The organism is Bacteroidota bacterium (assembly GCA_017303905.1).
Lineage (GTDB): Bacteria > Bacteroidota > Bacteroidia > B-17B0 > Aurantibacillaceae > JAHEYG01.
The window spans coordinates 185,545-201,266 of record JAFLBH010000002.1 but is presented as its reverse complement, the minus strand read 5'-3'; the positions used below and the strand labels follow the sequence as shown (position 1 = coordinate 201,266).

At 36.6% G+C, this 15,722-nt stretch carries 15 protein-coding genes; 9 read left to right on the top strand and 6 right to left on the bottom strand.

The genetic code is table 11. The annotated features are described in order from the left end of the window. Nucleotides 1–4: 4 nt before the first annotated feature. Entirely contained in the window at nucleotides 5–2,167 is a 2,163-nt protein-coding gene (locus J0L69_08635; protein ID MBN8693250.1) for a glycoside hydrolase family 9 protein, read from the bottom strand. Nucleotides 2,168–2,257: 90 nt separating this feature from the next. Between J0L69_08635 and J0L69_08630 the strand changes: the two genes are divergently transcribed. After that, complete coding sequence (locus J0L69_08630; GenBank protein ID MBN8693249.1) at nucleotides 2,258–2,878, top strand: hypothetical protein; 621 nt, start codon at nucleotides 2,258–2,260, stop codon at nucleotides 2,876–2,878. Here J0L69_08630 and J0L69_08625 read toward each other — a convergent pair. From J0L69_08625 to J0L69_08610, 4 genes are all read right to left on the bottom strand, one after another. Further along, nucleotides 2,875–3,237 (bottom strand): hypothetical protein, encoded by a 363-nt coding sequence (locus J0L69_08625; protein MBN8693248.1) that lies wholly within the window; start codon nucleotides 3,235–3,237, stop codon nucleotides 2,875–2,877. The two genes, J0L69_08630 and J0L69_08625, sit on opposite strands and share 4 nt — an antisense overlap. 5 nt (nucleotides 3,238–3,242) lie before the next feature. Continuing rightward, on the bottom strand, nucleotides 3,243–3,515 hold the full coding sequence (locus tag J0L69_08620) for a hypothetical protein (protein MBN8693247.1): 273 nt from the start codon (nucleotides 3,513–3,515) through the stop codon (nucleotides 3,243–3,245). Nucleotides 3,516–3,605: 90 nt separating this feature from the next. Further along, nucleotides 3,606–4,106, bottom strand: a complete 501-nt coding sequence (gene idi / locus J0L69_08615; protein MBN8693246.1) for an isopentenyl-diphosphate Delta-isomerase — start codon at nucleotides 4,104–4,106, stop codon at nucleotides 3,606–3,608. 3 nt (nucleotides 4,107–4,109) lie between these two features. Next, nucleotides 4,110–5,579 (bottom strand): oleate hydratase, encoded by a 1,470-nt coding sequence (locus tag J0L69_08610; protein ID MBN8693245.1) that lies wholly within the window; start codon nucleotides 5,577–5,579, stop codon nucleotides 4,110–4,112. Between the two features lie 52 nt (nucleotides 5,580–5,631). On the opposite strand from J0L69_08610, the gene crtI reads away from it, so the two are divergent. Genes crtI through J0L69_08590 form a run of 4 tightly spaced genes read left to right on the top strand, consistent with a single transcriptional unit; the run spans nucleotide 5,632 to nucleotide 8,616 of the window. Further along, nucleotides 5,632–7,101 carry a phytoene desaturase gene (gene crtI, locus J0L69_08605; protein ID MBN8693244.1) on the top strand — a complete coding sequence of 490 codons (1,470 nt, stop codon included), beginning with the start codon at nucleotides 5,632–5,634 and terminating at the stop codon, nucleotides 7,099–7,101. Between the two features lies 1 nt (nucleotide 7,102). Beyond that, entirely contained in the window at nucleotides 7,103–7,738 is a 636-nt protein-coding gene (locus tag J0L69_08600) for a carotenoid biosynthesis protein (GenBank protein MBN8693243.1), read from the top strand. Continuing rightward, on the top strand, nucleotides 7,731–8,423 hold the full coding sequence (locus tag J0L69_08595) for a lycopene cyclase domain-containing protein (GenBank protein ID MBN8693242.1): 693 nt from the start codon (nucleotides 7,731–7,733) through the stop codon (nucleotides 8,421–8,423). Before J0L69_08600 ends, J0L69_08595 begins: the two co-directional genes overlap by 8 nt. Continuing rightward, nucleotides 8,416–8,616, top strand: a complete 201-nt coding sequence (locus tag J0L69_08590) for a hypothetical protein (protein MBN8693241.1) — start codon at nucleotides 8,416–8,418, stop codon at nucleotides 8,614–8,616. Before J0L69_08595 ends, J0L69_08590 begins: the two co-directional genes overlap by 8 nt. On the opposite strand, the gene J0L69_08585 is transcribed toward J0L69_08590, so the two are convergent. Further along, nucleotides 8,594–9,631, bottom strand: a complete 1,038-nt coding sequence (locus J0L69_08585; protein MBN8693240.1) for a PD40 domain-containing protein — start codon at nucleotides 9,629–9,631, stop codon at nucleotides 8,594–8,596. The genes J0L69_08590 and J0L69_08585 overlap by 23 nt on opposite strands. 135 nt (nucleotides 9,632–9,766) lie before the next feature. On the opposite strand from J0L69_08585, the gene J0L69_08580 reads away from it, so the two are divergent. The 4 genes from J0L69_08580 to J0L69_08565 are packed head-to-tail and all read left to right on the top strand — an operon-like array spanning nucleotide 9,767 to nucleotide 15,683. Continuing rightward, on the top strand, nucleotides 9,767–10,249 hold the full coding sequence (locus J0L69_08580) for a winged helix-turn-helix transcriptional regulator (GenBank protein MBN8693239.1): 483 nt from the start codon (nucleotides 9,767–9,769) through the stop codon (nucleotides 10,247–10,249). 4 nt (nucleotides 10,250–10,253) lie between these two features. Beyond that, on the top strand, nucleotides 10,254–11,324 hold the full coding sequence (locus tag J0L69_08575; GenBank protein MBN8693238.1) for an efflux RND transporter periplasmic adaptor subunit: 1,071 nt from the start codon (nucleotides 10,254–10,256) through the stop codon (nucleotides 11,322–11,324). Further along, a complete protein-coding gene (locus J0L69_08570) occupies nucleotides 11,324–14,389 on the top strand; it encodes an efflux RND transporter permease subunit (protein ID MBN8693237.1) in 3,066 nt (1,021 codons plus the stop codon). Before J0L69_08575 ends, J0L69_08570 begins: the two co-directional genes overlap by 1 nt. Continuing rightward, a complete protein-coding gene (locus J0L69_08565) occupies nucleotides 14,379–15,683 on the top strand; it encodes a TolC family protein (protein MBN8693236.1) in 1,305 nt (434 codons plus the stop codon). Before J0L69_08570 ends, J0L69_08565 begins: the two co-directional genes overlap by 11 nt. Nucleotides 15,684–15,722 lie beyond the last annotated feature (39 nt).

Below are 15,722 nucleotides of genomic sequence, written 5' to 3'. Positions count from 1 at the left end.
ATTTTTATTCTTTTACAAATTTAATAGTTTGCTTAGTGTTATTATAGCTTACTTCAGCAAAATAGATGCCGGCTGATAGTTTTTCGATAACCAGTTCGATTGTGCCGATATTATTGTCTTTATCCTCCATTAAGAGCTGTCCGTTTACCGAATATATTCTGCAACTAAAACCTGTAGCTTTATTACTCAATTGGATAAACAATTTGTTTTCCGTAGGATTAGGGTATAGCATTGCACCACTGTGTAATTCCAAATGATTAGTTTTAATTTCGGTGCTTGTACTGCAGCCTGTACTGATAAATTTGGATAACATTCTAACGTAAGCGGCATTCGTATAAATGCCGGCTTCAGTAATCTCCCAACTATTAACAGGCCAATCATTATTAAAATCTTTATACGACTTTTGAATGGGTTGTCCCATGGGTGGAGTTACATTCGTTAAGCAAAGTGCATTATTCGCTGCACTTCCACATGTACTCGGACAACAAGAAGCAAGTGAATAGCTTGGATTGGGTCCACCGGGAATATAACCGGGAGCAGGACCATAGGTGGAAACTCCTTCTTCATCCCATAAAGCACTTCCGTCTTTAAACCAGCTATGATAGAATTGTTTTACGTAGTTTTCAGCTCCGTATTTTTTCATATTGCTTAAATAAACTTTAGTATTTGGATTTACACCGTGCATGTAATGTACAAATCCGGAAGCTGCGTTCGTGTAATTCGTAGAATTGGCAGAATTTAAATTATATTGATTCATTAATAGGAACATAATACCTTGTTTACTCTTAGTTTGATTGCTGTTCCAGGTGTAATTGTTATTCGCCATCCAGGCTCTGTAAGCATCAGTTTTATTTATATGTGCCGGTAAATTATCAGCATTATTTGTTTGCATACTTACCGAATAAGAATTTATTATTTGATTGCGGATAGCTGTTGTTGCTCCCGGCGTTTTGGTATAGTAAAGTAGGGCATCTTGTTCAACAGCTTCAAAAGGGTAGGCATAGGTCCACATTATTAAATGTGCATTGGGAACATTTGCGTCTACATAAGTTCTGTAAAAATTATTTCCGGTAAGCGCATACAAATAAATCGCACCGGCCAACTTACGCATATCAGTGTCATAAGCGCTTGTTTGTTGTTCTCCTGCAGCTAATGTTCCGGCATTATAAAATGTTATATTGGGATGATTGTTTGCCCAGTGCCATGCCTTTATGGCGCGAGATTGAAGTGCTGCTGCATATGTAGTTTGGCCAATGGCGTTAAATTGAATGGCGGCTAAGGCAAAAGCTGCTGCGCCTGTTAAACTGGCTGCCGTGGTAGGCGGACCGTAACGTCGGAACGCGACATCTGCTGAATTCGGACTGGCAGAACCGCCGCCAATAACAGAAATAAGGGAGCTGTCGTTTCCTTGCATTTTAATGAACCAATCCAATTCATATTTCGCTTCATCTAATAAATCTGGAATACCATTTCCTGATTCCGGTAAATTATAGTCGTCGGTGAATACAGTAGGATTATATTCATAAGCCAGTAACATATCAATTAATGGAGAGTAAGCGAAATTCACATACTTGTTGTAATCACCAGCATCGTGCCATCCACCGGATAAATCCTTCGAGGTTGATACATTGGTATTATTATAAAGCCGACAGTCAGTATCCTGTTGTGTTCCTTTGTGACAAACTCCATCTACAAATCCTGTATCAGCAAAAGGAAAAGCTTTTGCCATGCCGCAACGTTGGTAATAAAACATACGTACCGCAGCTTTCATAACATTGTTATAAACGCATGTGCTAATTTCAAATCGATACGAGCCAACATTGTTTGTTACATCAAAAATGTAATAACTCCCGGGAGTTGTCAAAGAACTGAAATTAAAGTGCCAGACTTTATCACCCGATTGCGTTTGTGTTGCTCCTGCATTCCATGGCGTAATAGATCCTGTGAAAACTACGTTATTGGTTGTCCATTCACGCACCTGATAAGTACTACCTGGCGAGAATGGTGTTGTGTTGTTGTAACCGGTAATAGGATTCGCAATCACTGCAATTTTTTCATCATTCGGCTTGTAACCAAACTGATCTACTTTAATAAATTCAACCGTAGTGGCAGGAGGAGCCGCAAAGAGATTGACTGCTAAAAACAGTAAGACAATGATTTTTTTCATTTCAATAAATTTAAGGGAGAGGCCGATTTGTATATGCAATATAAGAAAATAATTAGGAGACTAAAGGTTTGTTTTTGTACATTCGACTAAATGCATAAAGCGGTTCATATTCGGGTATCGTTATTAATTCTCATAACGCTTTTACTCAGCTCTTGTGCTATTCACGATAAATTTCCTTACATCTGTTTACGTTGGGGATGTTTTGCAAAGCAAGTGGGTTTGCCCGATAAAAAAGTAGTGATGAAGCGCATGCAAACAAATGCCAAAGTGAGAAAGAAGAAACGGGAAGCTAAAAAAAGGAAACGCAATAAAATGAATGAAACAGCGGTTGTCAATGCTAAGTCAAATAATGATTCTTCAAATGAACAGGACGAACCTATAGAATCAGCAAAAACAGATTCCACGAAATATACACCTAATCCAAATGGTGATTCAAATTATTTGATTTTGGTTTTTAATGAAGCGCATCCTCCGGGCGAAGATAGTTTATTGATAAAGTATCCTGAGAAAGATTTTTCGGAATACGAGAAAGTACAGATAAGAAACTATGTGGAAAGTTTAAATTTTGGAAAAGGAGATTCTTTTATTGTTAAGGAGTTTAAAGAATATTCTCAACCGGAACTTAAAGGCAATACGAAGGCCAAAGAAAAGTTAATTGAAATTTTAAAGAGTTTGGGGATAAATCCAAAACAAATCCGATTTAAGGATTAATCGTAGCGTACTGATTTTTGTACTTGTTTTACTTTCCCGTTTCGGTCGATAACAACTGCTCTGGCTAACCAGGCAAAGTTTTGCCATTTACATTTTCCGTCAGTGGAATAATACCATAATTTGGAAGAACTTCCTATAACGCCTATTGGACGGCCCACAAGTTTTATTACTTCCGATGAGTCAATACCTTCTGTGATTTTGTTAAAATTTTCTTCAGAATAACCGGGACCAAATTGCGTGTCAATATCTGGCTTCACAGGATTGTAACCTTCATGTAACGAAAATCCCCCTAGAAAGAACATGCCAACACAGCAAAAAACCACTGTAATAACTGATAATATTTTAAATAGGGGTGACATAATACTTATCGGATTAAAGATTCAAGTAAAATAAAGCAGTAACCTAAAATATAAAATGAGGAAGCTAAAATGAAACCCAATTTCAATGATTTTTTAAAACGGTCTTTAAAAGTGCCTAAATACCACGGACTAATGAAAAAGGCCATGATTAAACTGCAAACTGTTAATCCCATTCCAACCGAGATAATCAAGAAGCCCGTATTATATGGTGTCATGGATATGAATGTGCATCCAATAGCAATACAAAATAACAGAATAATCAATACTTTTTCTCTCATAACAGTAAGTTAATTCGTTAAAAGAACCTTACGTGTAACAAATATAAGATTTTATTAGAAACGACAAAACACGGGAATATGAACCGTGTATTAACTAAAAAACTTCTCGAGGGCTATTTTAAACCAGGAAGTATAGTTTTTGGGGAAGTTTTCTACGTCTGACCTGATATCCGGAATGGATTTCCAGCAAAAATCGGCGGCTTCTTCGGGATTTAATTCGGGATTTTCAGTATAAATTCCCGTAAAAACATGATCCAGTTCAAATTCAGTGAGACCGTTGCTAAATTCAGTTTTGTAAATAAATTGTCCCTTATGAATTAAAGAGGTATTAATGCCCATTTCTTCAAAAAGCCGGCGCTCTGCAGCCATTTTAGAGTCTTCACCGGGACGAGGATGACTGCAACAGGTGTTGGTCCATAAACCGGCGCTGTGATATTTGTGCAAAGCTCGTCTTTGTAGAAGCATCTCTCCCTTTTCATTGAAAATGAATACCGAAATGGCACGGTGCAGAAGTCCTTTTTCATGCGCCTCTATTTTTTCCATCCGGCCAATGGATTCGTCCTTCTCATTTACAAGCACAACTTCTTCCATCACTTACTTGAAATAATTGTTTATTTGATCGGCAACCAGTTTACCTGAAATTAAAGAAGGCGGAACACCCGGACCGGGTACAGTTAATTGTCCGGTGTAAAAGAGATTTTTCACTTTTTTACTCTTAATGGAAGGTTTTAAATGCGCTGTTTGAAGCAAAGTGTTCGCTAAGCCGTAGGCATTTCCTTTAAAAGAGTTGTAATCGTTGATGAAATTTTTTGGCGAATAAATATGTTTAAAGATGATGTTTTCTTTAAAGCTCATACCAATTTTTTTCTCAATACGTTCTATAGCCAAATTGAAATACTTCTCTTTTATTTCCTCACTTTCATTTAACCCCGGGGCAACCGGAATTAAGATGGTTAAGTTTTCGTAACCTTCAGGCGCGGTAACAGGGTCTGTTTTGGAAGTACAACTTACATACAATAAAGGTTTACTTGGCCATTTGGGAGTTGTGTAAATCTCCTGAGAGTGTAATTCAAAATCTTCATCGAAAAACAAATTATGATGAAGAAGATTTGGTAATTTTTTATTGATACCCACATAAAATAAAATAGAACTTGGTGCCATTTTCCGTGATTCCCAATAGTCTTTAGTATAATGACGGTGAGTAGGAGGAAGTAATACCTGATCGGTAAAATGGTAATCTGCTGAAGAAATCAGTGCATCAAAACCGTTATATTCCTTTTGCGCTTTTAATTTTTTTGCCAGGTTTCCGTTCAATTCTATTGCAGATACGTCAACCCCCGTTTCAAACTTCACGCCTAATTCAAGAGCTAGTTTTTTCATAGCCTCCGGTACCACGGCCATTCCGCCCATAGGATACCAGGTTCCAAGAACTAAATCAGCATAATTCATTAAACTGTAAAGCGCGGGTGTGTTTTGCGGCAAAGCGCCCAAAAACAAAACAGGAAATTCAAGCAATTGAACCAGCTTTGGATTTTTGAAATTTTTAGCAATGTGCTTTCGGATGGATTTGAAAACATCCAGTTTAAATATTCCCGTTATCAAACGGGCATCCATCAATTCAGAAATATTTACGCCCGGTTTATAAACCAATTCGTGAATCCCAACATTGTATTTGTATTCGGCTTCTTTTAAGAATTGTTTGAGCTTAGCTGCACTTCCTTTCTCGTGTTTTTCAAATACTTCGTATAATTCTTCCAACGAAGCGGGAACATCTAAATATTCATCATTAAAGTAAATGCGATATCCCGGTGAAAGTCTTTTTAATTCGTAATAATCAGAAACCTTTTTTCCGAAATCTCCGAAAAAACGCTCAAAAACATCCGGCATCCAATACCAGCTTGGACCCATATCAAACAAAAAACCATCTTTTTCGATGGTACGTGCACGTCCGCCAATTTGTGAATGTTTCTCGTAAATAGTAACATTATATCCGTCTTTTGCCAGATAACATGCTGCCGCTAAACCTGAGAATCCGGCACCGATTATGGAAATATTTTTCTTCACTTGCCTAAGTTAAACAAACTTTCACTACAATTGTTTATTAAAAAACGTAAAAATTTTGAAGCGGGTTCATATCATCGGAGGTGGGATTGCAGGATTGGCGGCATCAGTACGTTTGGCGAAGGCCGGATTTAAGGTGAGCGTATTCGAAAGTGCAGCGCATCCCGGCGGCAAACTTTGCGAAATGAATCTTGGCGGCTATCGATTTGATAAAGGACCTTCATTATTTACCATGCCGCATTTGGTAAATGAATTGGGTGAACTAACCAAAACCAAAACACAGTTTAAATTTCAAAAACTGAACGATGTTTGTCATTATTTTTATGAAGACGGAACGCGCTTAAAAGCGAAGTCGGATTTAAATGCATTCGCCGATGAAATTCATCATCATTTAGGTGAGAGTAGGGAAGCTGTATTGCAGCATTTAGAGCATAGTGCTCAGTTATATCATTACACGTCTGATTTGTTTTTACATCAATCTTTACACAAGCCGCTTAATTTTTTTAATATTAAAACAATTAAGGCTATTGGGAATATTAAAAAACTGCAATTAAGTAAAACAATGCATGAAGCGAATGCAAAGCGGTTTAAAAATCCAAAAACAGTACAATTATTCAATCGGTACGCGACTTATAATGGTTCCAATCCTTATAAGGCACCAGCTTTACTCAACATTATTCCGCATTTGGAATATAATATTGGCGCATTCATGCCAAACGAAGGCATGCATGACATCACAAAGTACATTTATGGTTTAGCAAAGGAACAAGGTGTTGAGTTTTATTTTAACCACAAGGTGGAAGAAATTGTTGTTGAAAATGAAAAAGTAAAAGGCCTAAAAGCGAATGGTGCTCTTTTTGAAAGTGATATCGTTTTGAGTGATGCCGATATGCATGTTGTTTATCAGAAATTACTTCCTTCAAAATACACACCACATAAATTACTAAACCAGGAAAAATCATCTTCTGCTTATATTTTTTATTGGGGAATAAAACGCGAATTCACAGAGCTGGGTGTCCATAATATTTTGTTTAGCGATAATTATGAGAAGGAATTCGAGCAGCTTTTCAATTCCGATAAACCTTATCACGACCCAACTGTGTATATCCATATCAGTTCTAAAGTGTGTAAAAAAGATGCACCTCCGGGTTGTGAAAATTGGTTTATCTTAATTAACGCGCCTCACAATAAATCGCATTTACCGGTAGGTTATTTTGATGAATTGAAATTGAATGTGATTAAGAAGATAAACCGTATTCTTAAAACAGATATTCTTCCTTACATAGAGGAGGAATCCACTTGGGATCCTTTCACCATCGAGAAAGATACATCATCTTATGGCGGTTCTTTGTATGGCAATTCTTCCAATAATAAGTTTTCTGCTTTTTTAAGACACGCTAATTACAGCAGTAAGATTAAAGGTTTGTATTTTTGTGGAGGAAGTGTACATCCGGGTGGCGGAATTCCTTTGTGTTTACTTTCGGCAAAAATTGCGGGTAATATGATAATTGATAAGCATAATTAAGTTGAATGTTTTAAAAAAAATAAACGATCCCTGGTTGCCATCGGCGATTATTATATTGTTTCATTGTATCGGAGCAGTTGGGATGTTATTTGCCCCGGTTTACTTTTTAAAACTATCGGTTTTTAATCTGGTGCTTTCCGCCATCATGCTTTTCTGGAAGGCTGAATTAAAGCCAATCCATTATGTGGTTGTTTTGAATGTGGCATTATTGGCCTTTTTTATTGAAGTACTGGGTGTTTATACCGGTTTTCCTTTTGGAGAGTATTATTACGGAACCAATCTTGGCCCTAGACTATTGAATGTACCTTTAGTAATTGGCATAAATTGGATCATGTTATTATATGCCTGCCATGTGATTTTACGGAAACAATCCTTTTATGTGTCTGTCATTGGCGCTTCATTACTAATGGTGCTATTGGATGTGGTGATTGAGCAAAGCGTTCATATAATGGGATTTTGGTTTTGGAAAGACAATCATATTCCAATGACTAACTATGTGGCTTGGTTTTGTATTTCGTTGCTGTTCTCCTTTTACATACGCAAGAAATTACCATTAAAGGAGAATCAAGCTGCTCTTACTTTATATGTAACTCAATTCATGTTTTTCTTATTCTGTTTATACGTATTTCGTGATTAATCCGAAGTTTACATATTTGTTATTGGATGCGGCTGTTATTTTCTTTCCGCTTATTTTAAGCTTTGATAAAAAAGTAGCTTTTTATAAAACGTGGAAATCGCTCTTTCTTTCCATTCTAATTGTTGGTGTTGGTTTTATTATTTGGGATATACTATTTACAAAAAGCGGAATCTGGCAGTTTAATCCTGAATTTGTGAGTGGTATTTACTTTTTTAATTTGCCTATTGAAGAGTGTTTGTTTTTTATTACGGTGCCGTATTCAACGGTTTTTATTTATGAATGTATTCGGGTTTACTTTAAAAAGTACTATACTAATTCGGTGACCGATTTAATTACTAAAATCATTATTGCCGTAAACTTAATTACGCTTGTATATGGTTTTAATAAGGTTTATACGCTTGTTAACTCAATAGTGGCCATCTTATGCATAGTTTACGTGGCGTATTTTGCGAAATGGAAACAGCTTAATTTGTTTTATCTGGCCTTTACTGTTTGTCTTTTACCGTTTGCTATTTGTAATGGAGTTTTAACATCTTGGCCCATTTTGATTTACAACGATAGCCAAAATTTATCCATTCGGATGGGTACCATTCCATTCGAGGATTTATTTTATAACTTTAGCATGATCATTTTATGGTGTTTCTTTTACGAGAAATTCCGTTATATGAATAAAAGCCATGCTTAAACTCATTCAAAAAATAGGATTATTCCGAATTATTTTAACTCCTTTAGGAGCATGGATAATTTATACTGCTTTCGAACGCAAAGAATGGTTAATGGCTTTAGTAGGCCTGGTTGTTTTAATTTTCGGATTACTAAACCGCTGTTTAACAACGGGTAAATGCGCTACGGATTTTAATCCACCCAATCAGCAATAAATAAATTGGTATCACGGGTACCGTGGTTATTTCTGTTGCTAGAGAAAATTAATTTCTTACCATCCGGTGAAAACATAGGGAAGGCATTGAACATGCTCTCGTTTGTGATTTGTTCTAATCCTGTTCCGTCTTCATTCACCATAAATAATTGAAAGTCGTAACCTCTTGCGCTGTGATGATTACTTGAAAAAATAATTTTCTTTCCGGAAGGGTGGTAAAACGGCGCCCAATTTGCTTTACCAAGAGAAGTCACTTGTTTTAAATCACTGCCATCCACATTACAGGTGTATATCTCCATATTGGTGGGAGCTACCAAATGTTGCGATAATAAATCTTTGTATTCTTTAATTTCTTCTTCTGTTTTCGGACGAGAAGCGCGAAATACTAATTTCTTTCCGTCAGGTGAAAAGAAAGCACCGCCATCATAACCTAATCCTTTTGTAATTTGTTTTTGATTTTTTCCATCAATATCCATGGTCCATAATTCTAAATCGCCACTGCGGTCGCTGGTGAAAACTATTTTATCGCCTTTTGGTGAAATGGTTGCTTCGGCATCATATCCCGGCGAATTGGTTAATTGTTTGGTTATCTTTCCTTTTTCATCGGCCACGTAAATATCAAAATCTTTGTATACGGCCCACAAATATTTTCCTTTAATCTGTGGGGCAGGCGGACAAGAATCATTGGCTTTGTGTGTAGAGGCATACAAAATATCTTTTCCGTTAGGCATGTAATAACTACATGTAGTTCTGCCTTTGCCCGTACTTATCATTGGTGGTTTATAAGTACTGTCTTTCGCTGCTTTTTCAATATCTAAGGCAAAAATCTGATCGCATTGTAATCCCCATTTAGAATTATTACTCTGAAACGCGGCCATCTTTCCGTTTGGCGAAAAATAGGCTTCAGCATTATCGCCGCCGTAGGTTAGTTTTTGTAGATTTTTTAGGTGTTTTTCCTGCGCGTTAATTCCTGTTAATCCCGAGAATAGAATGGCGATAAAAAATAGACGTTTCATAAAATAAATAGGTTACAAAAATACGAGAAATAGTCTATGAAAAAGCGAATTCGGCAAAAATCATAAAATTGTTAAATCGGTTATGATTGGTCCGGAATTAGTTATATTTGTCAACTATTTTAAAATTCAACTATTATGAAGAGTGAGATAAATAACGAACTGCCTGTTGGAACCAGAGCGCTTATTTTATCGAAGTTGTATTACGGCGCTTTGTCAAAGAGTTTAGATAATTTAGATGTGGAGCGTTATTATTCGGTGCTTTTCTTTTTATACAATCATCAAAACTGTTGTCAGCAAGTGGTTTGTGATAATTTACGTATCGATAAAACAGCCATGGTAAAAGTTTTGGATTATTTAAGTAAGGCCGGCTATATTGAACGCACTACTAATCCGGCCGATCGTCGCGAGCATTTCATTAAGTTATCTAAGAAAGGCGAAAAGCAAACCAAAAAAATAGTACAATCCTTTGATTCAATTGATGAGAAGGCTTTTTTAAATATTTCCGAAGGTGAAAGAAAAACCTTTTTAAAGGTGATGCAATTAGTTTGCAAAAATTTAGATTCCCTTCCTTCCGACGATTTATTTTTTAATTACAAGAAAACAAAAGCAAAAAATTAAGATTATGAAAAAGATTCCCGGATGGTTATATGTGGTTGTGTTTTTTGGCATTCTCATTGCCATAAAATTTATTTTCCTTTCAAAACCTGAAGAAAAAGGGGGAGGTCCAAAGGGTATGGACAAATCCAAAATGCCTGTCGCAGTCAATTACATGATTGCTCAATCTAATTCATTTAGCAATAAAGTATACAGTAGCGGAAAAATTGGCGCGCTAAATGAAATTGAAATTAAACCGGAAGTTTCCGGTAAGGTAACGGCTATCTATTTTAAGGAAGGTGATGAAGTAATGAAAGGAACTTCCTTACTTAAAATTAATGATGCCGATTTGCAAGCTCAATTATTAAAGAACAAGGCTCAAATAAAATTAGCTCAGGATAAACTGGAGCGCCTGAAAAAACTTTTAGATGTGAATGGAGTTAGTAAGGAGGAGTATGAAATTCAGGATAACGAAGTAACATCTTTAATGGCGGACCAAGCTTTTATTAACGCGCAAATTGCAAAAACGAATATTACTGCTCCTTTCAGCGGACGAATCGGATTAAAAAATATCAGTGAAGGTGCTTATGTGAGTCCGGCGTTAAGCATTGCTTCTCTGGTTCAGGTAAAACCTTTATTTATTGAGTTTGCATTACCTGAGAAATACAGCAATAGTTTGAAAAAAGGTTTAGAGGTAGAGTTTAGTCGCGATAATTCAAACGAAAAAATGAAAGCTTCTATTTACGCGATTGAACCAAAAATTGATGATGTCACCAAATCGATTCGCTGCCGAGCCATGTATAATGGTAGTACTGAATTGTATCCCGGCAGTTTTGTAAAAGTATATGTTGACTTGATTAAAACCGAAAACAGCATAATGATTCCAACGCAGTGCGTTATTCCAATTCTTAAAGGACAAAAAGTAATGATTGCACGTAATGGCGAAGCGGATGAGGCTAAAGTTGTAACCGGAGTTAGAACGGATGAAAATATACAAATACTGGAAGGACTTCAGGTAGGAGATACGGTTTTAACGACAGGTTTACTATCAGTTAAAAAGGGTTCGAAGCTTAAATTTTTAAATCAGGGTAAGAAGTAATGGATATAGCAGGTTTAAGTGTTAAGCGCCCGGTGCTGGCCACCGTTATGTCGATTATCATTGTGCTGTTTGGTGCAATTGGATATACATTTTTGGGTGTGCGTGAGTTTCCTTCCATCGATCCTCCTGTTATTACGGTTCGTACTAATTATACAGGAGCCAATGCTGAAGTTATTCAGTCACAAATTACAGAACCACTCGAAAAAGCCATTAACGGTATCGAGGGTATTAGAACTATTTCCGGTGCATCTAATCAAGGTTCAAGCATCATTACTGTAGAGTTCAATCTGAGTTCTAATCTGGAGGCAGCAGCTAATGATGTACGCGATAAGGTTTCTCAAGCGGTTCGTCAATTACCCCAAGATATTGATGCGCCACCGGTGGTGACTAAATCAGATGCTAACTCGGATGCAATCATCTCCATGACCTTAAAAAGTGATACACGAACACATGCCGAGATAAGTGATTATGCAGAGAATGTTATCGGACAAAATTTACAGACCATTCCAGGGGTAAGTAATGTTCAAATATGGGGACAAAAACGTTATGCGATGCGAATTCGCATTGAACCTAAAAAATTAACGGCATTCGGATTAACGGCTTTAGATGTTAAACAAGCTTTGGATAGAGAAAATGTAGAGTTACCAACGGGAAAAGTTGCCGGTAATTCTACAGAGTTAACCATCAAAACAAGCGGCAGGTTGGTAACCGTTAGTCAGTTTGAAGAAATGATTGTGAAGCAAAACGCGAATGAAGTGGTGAGATTAAAAGATGTAGCGAATGTTGATTTAGGTGTAGAGAATGAAGAAACAATATTGAAAGAATCAGGAGTACCAATGATTGGTTTAGCTTTGGTGCCACAGCCGGGTGCTAATTATGTGGAGATTGCCGATGAATTTTATAAACGTTACGAACGCTTAAAGCAAGATTTGCCGAAAGATTATACCATTAATATAGCTTTAGATAATACACGCTTCATTAAAAAGTCCATTTTAGAAGTGCAAGAAACGTTATTGATTGCGATTCTTCTTGTGATTCTGATTATTTATTTGTTCTTCCGTGATTGGCTTATTGCGTTTCGTCCTTTAATCGATATTCCGGTTTCTTTGATTGGGGCTTTCTTTATCATGTATATTATGGGGTATTCCATTAATGTATTAACGCTTTTAGCTATTGTATTAGCGACAGGTTTGGTTGTTGATGATGGAATTGTGGTGACTGAAAATATTTTTAAGAAATTGGAGAAAGGTATGCTTCCACAACAAGCCGCAATTGAAGGTACACGTGAAATTTATTTTGCGGTCATCTCCACCTCCTTAACCTTAGCTGCAGTATTTATGCCGGTTGTATTTATGGAAGGATTTGTAGGACGTTTATTCCGTGAATTCGGGATTGTTTTGGCCGGTGCTGTTCTAATTTCTGCTTTTGTTTCCTTAACCTTAACACCCATGCTAAATGCAAAGTTGGTGCGTAAAGACCATAATAAGAAAAGTCGTTTTTATATTTGGAGCGAACCTTTCTTTGCAGCATTGGATACAGGGTTTAAGAATTCAATTACTAATTTTTTAACGAAACGATGGTGGGCATTCATTATTATTATTGTTTCTACCGGTGCTATTTTCTTTTTCGGAAAACAATTACAATCAGAGTTATCACCATTGGAAGACCGTGATTGGTTACGTTTAAGTTTTACGGGACCTGAAGGAACTTCATTTGAAGCAACAGATGCTGTAGTAGATCGTATGGCGAAGTTCGTTGGAGATTCAATACCTGAGAAACGCGTTTGTCTAACGGTTACCGCACCGGGCTTTGTTGGCTCAGGAGCAGTAAACACAGCTTTTGTTCGTTTGGCTTTAACAGAGGCAAAAGACCGAAAACGTTCTCAACAGGATATCGCCAATTACATTAACAAGAATATAGCCATGTTCCCGGAAGGAAAAGTGTTTGTTATACAAGAGCAAACGATCTCATCGGGTGGTGGTCCACGTGGTGGTTTACCTGTTCAATTTGTCTTGCAGAACAATGATTTTTCTAAGATTCAGGAGATACTTCCAAAATTCATGGAAGAAGCCGGCAAACATCCGGTGTTTCAGGGAGTGGATGTTAATCTCAAGTTTAATAAACCTGAATTAGTTATTGAAGTGGACAGAGAAAAAGCCAAAACTTTAGGTGTGAGTATAGCTGATTTAGCGCAAACGCTGCAATTGGCATTAAGCGGACAACGTTTTGGTTATTTTATTATGAATGACCGGCAATATCAAATTATTGGTCAGGTAGACAGAGAAAACAGAGACGACCCTTTAGATTTATCAGCTTTGTATATTAAAAATAATAATGGTGAAATGATACAGCTGGATAACATCACTAAGATGCGTGAGCAAAGTAGTCCGCCGCAGTTGTATCATTATAACCGCTATCAATCGGCAACTGTGCAGGCAGGTTTAGCTCCCGGTAAAACTATTGGAGATGGCATAAACGCTATGAATGAGATTGCTAAAAAAATATTAGATGACTCCTTTACAACTTCCTTAACCGGTTCATCGCGTGATTTTGCAGAGAGTTCATCAAATACCTTATTTGCTTTCGTTTTAGCATTGGTTTTAATTTACTTGTTGTTAGCCGCGCAATTCGAGAGCTTTATACAACCTTTAATAATCATGTTGACCGTTCCGACCGCTTTAGCCGGAGCTGTATTCTCACTTTGGTATTTTAATCAGACTTTGAATGTTTTTAGTCAGATTGGTATGATTATGCTGATTGGATTAGTAACTAAAAACGGAATTTTGATTGTGGAATTTACAAATCAACTCAGAGAAAAAGGGATGGGTGTTAGAGAAGCTTTAATTGAAGCATCAACAGCGCGCTTACGACCGATTTTAATGACCAGTTTAGCAACTATTTTAGGAGCTTTGCCAATTGCCATGGCATTAGGTGCAGGAGCAAAGAGCAGAATGGGAATGGGTATTGTAATTATTGGTGGTTTATTACTATCGATGGTGTTAACCTTGTACGTTATTCCATCCGTTTATTCATATTTTGTAAAGGAGAAGAAACATGCTGAATAAAAAGATAAACATAGTCATTGCTTTATTCGGAATAACGTTTCTGAAAGCGCAGGATGTTTTAACCGTAGAGCAAGCAATTAAAACAGGTTTAGAAAAGAATTACGCGGTGATGATTTCTCGTAACGAAACCGAAATTACCAAAGCTCAAAATAATTTTGGTAATGCGGGTATGTCGCCACAAGTAAGTTTAAACGGTAATTTAAGTTTAGCGAACCTTAATTCGTATCAGGAATTCAGTAACGGAACGGTTCAAGACAGGCAAGGGGCTCAATCCAATAGTACCGGCGCCTCTTTAAATGTGAATTGGGTTGTGTTTGATGGAATGAAAATGTTTGCCGTTAAAAAGCGTTTAAGCCAAAATGAGCAATTGAGTAGTTTGCAATTAAAGCAACAAATGGAAAACACTGTTTATGAAATAGTGAATGCTTATTACGATGTGGTGCGAATACAACAACTGATGAAAGCGGCACAACAAAATCTGGCAGTGTATGAGGAAAGAAAAAAAATAGCGAAACTTAAATTAGACATAGGTTCCGATTCAAAAGTTGATTTATTACTCACGGAAGCTGATGAGAACAAAGCAAAAAGTAATTTACTGAAATTGGAACAGCAGTTATTAAGCGCAAAAACAGGTTTGAATGTTTTAATGAATGTAGCACCAGATGCAGACTTTAAAACAACAACTGAAATTGCTACCAATTATAACCCGGCTTATGATGAATTAAAAAAATCAGCTCTAAAGAATAATTCTTCTTTATTGATGGCATTGCAAAATGAGATGATAGCCGAGCAAAGTATTAAAGAGGCACGCTCCGGTTTTTTACCTCAACTACAATTAAATGCTTCCTATAACTTTATCAGAAATCAAAGTCAGGCCGGATTTTTATTCTTAAATCAGCAAAATGGTGTGAACGCCGGTTTAAGTGCCGGATGGTTATTGTTTAGTGGTAACAAGAACAATAAACTCGTAAAAGAGAGACAAATTCGTTTGTTGAATCAAAAAAATTTGACAGAGTTAAATAAGCAACAAGTAGATGCGATGGTTTACATACATTATCAAAACTATTTAACCAATAAGAAAATTTTGGAACTTGAATTGTATAACCTGAAAGGTGCAGAGGAGTTGCTGTCAGTTTCTATGGAAAGATACAAAATTGGTAAAGCCAATTTATTAGAGACAAAAGAAGCGCAAAGTAATTTAGAAGAAGCTCAAACCCGTATGATAAATGCGTCTTACGATTGTAAAAAATCAGAAACAGAATTGTTACGCTCCAACGGCGATTTAGTGAAATAAAAAAGCCTCCCTTTTGAGGAGGCTTTTATTAAAAAATCA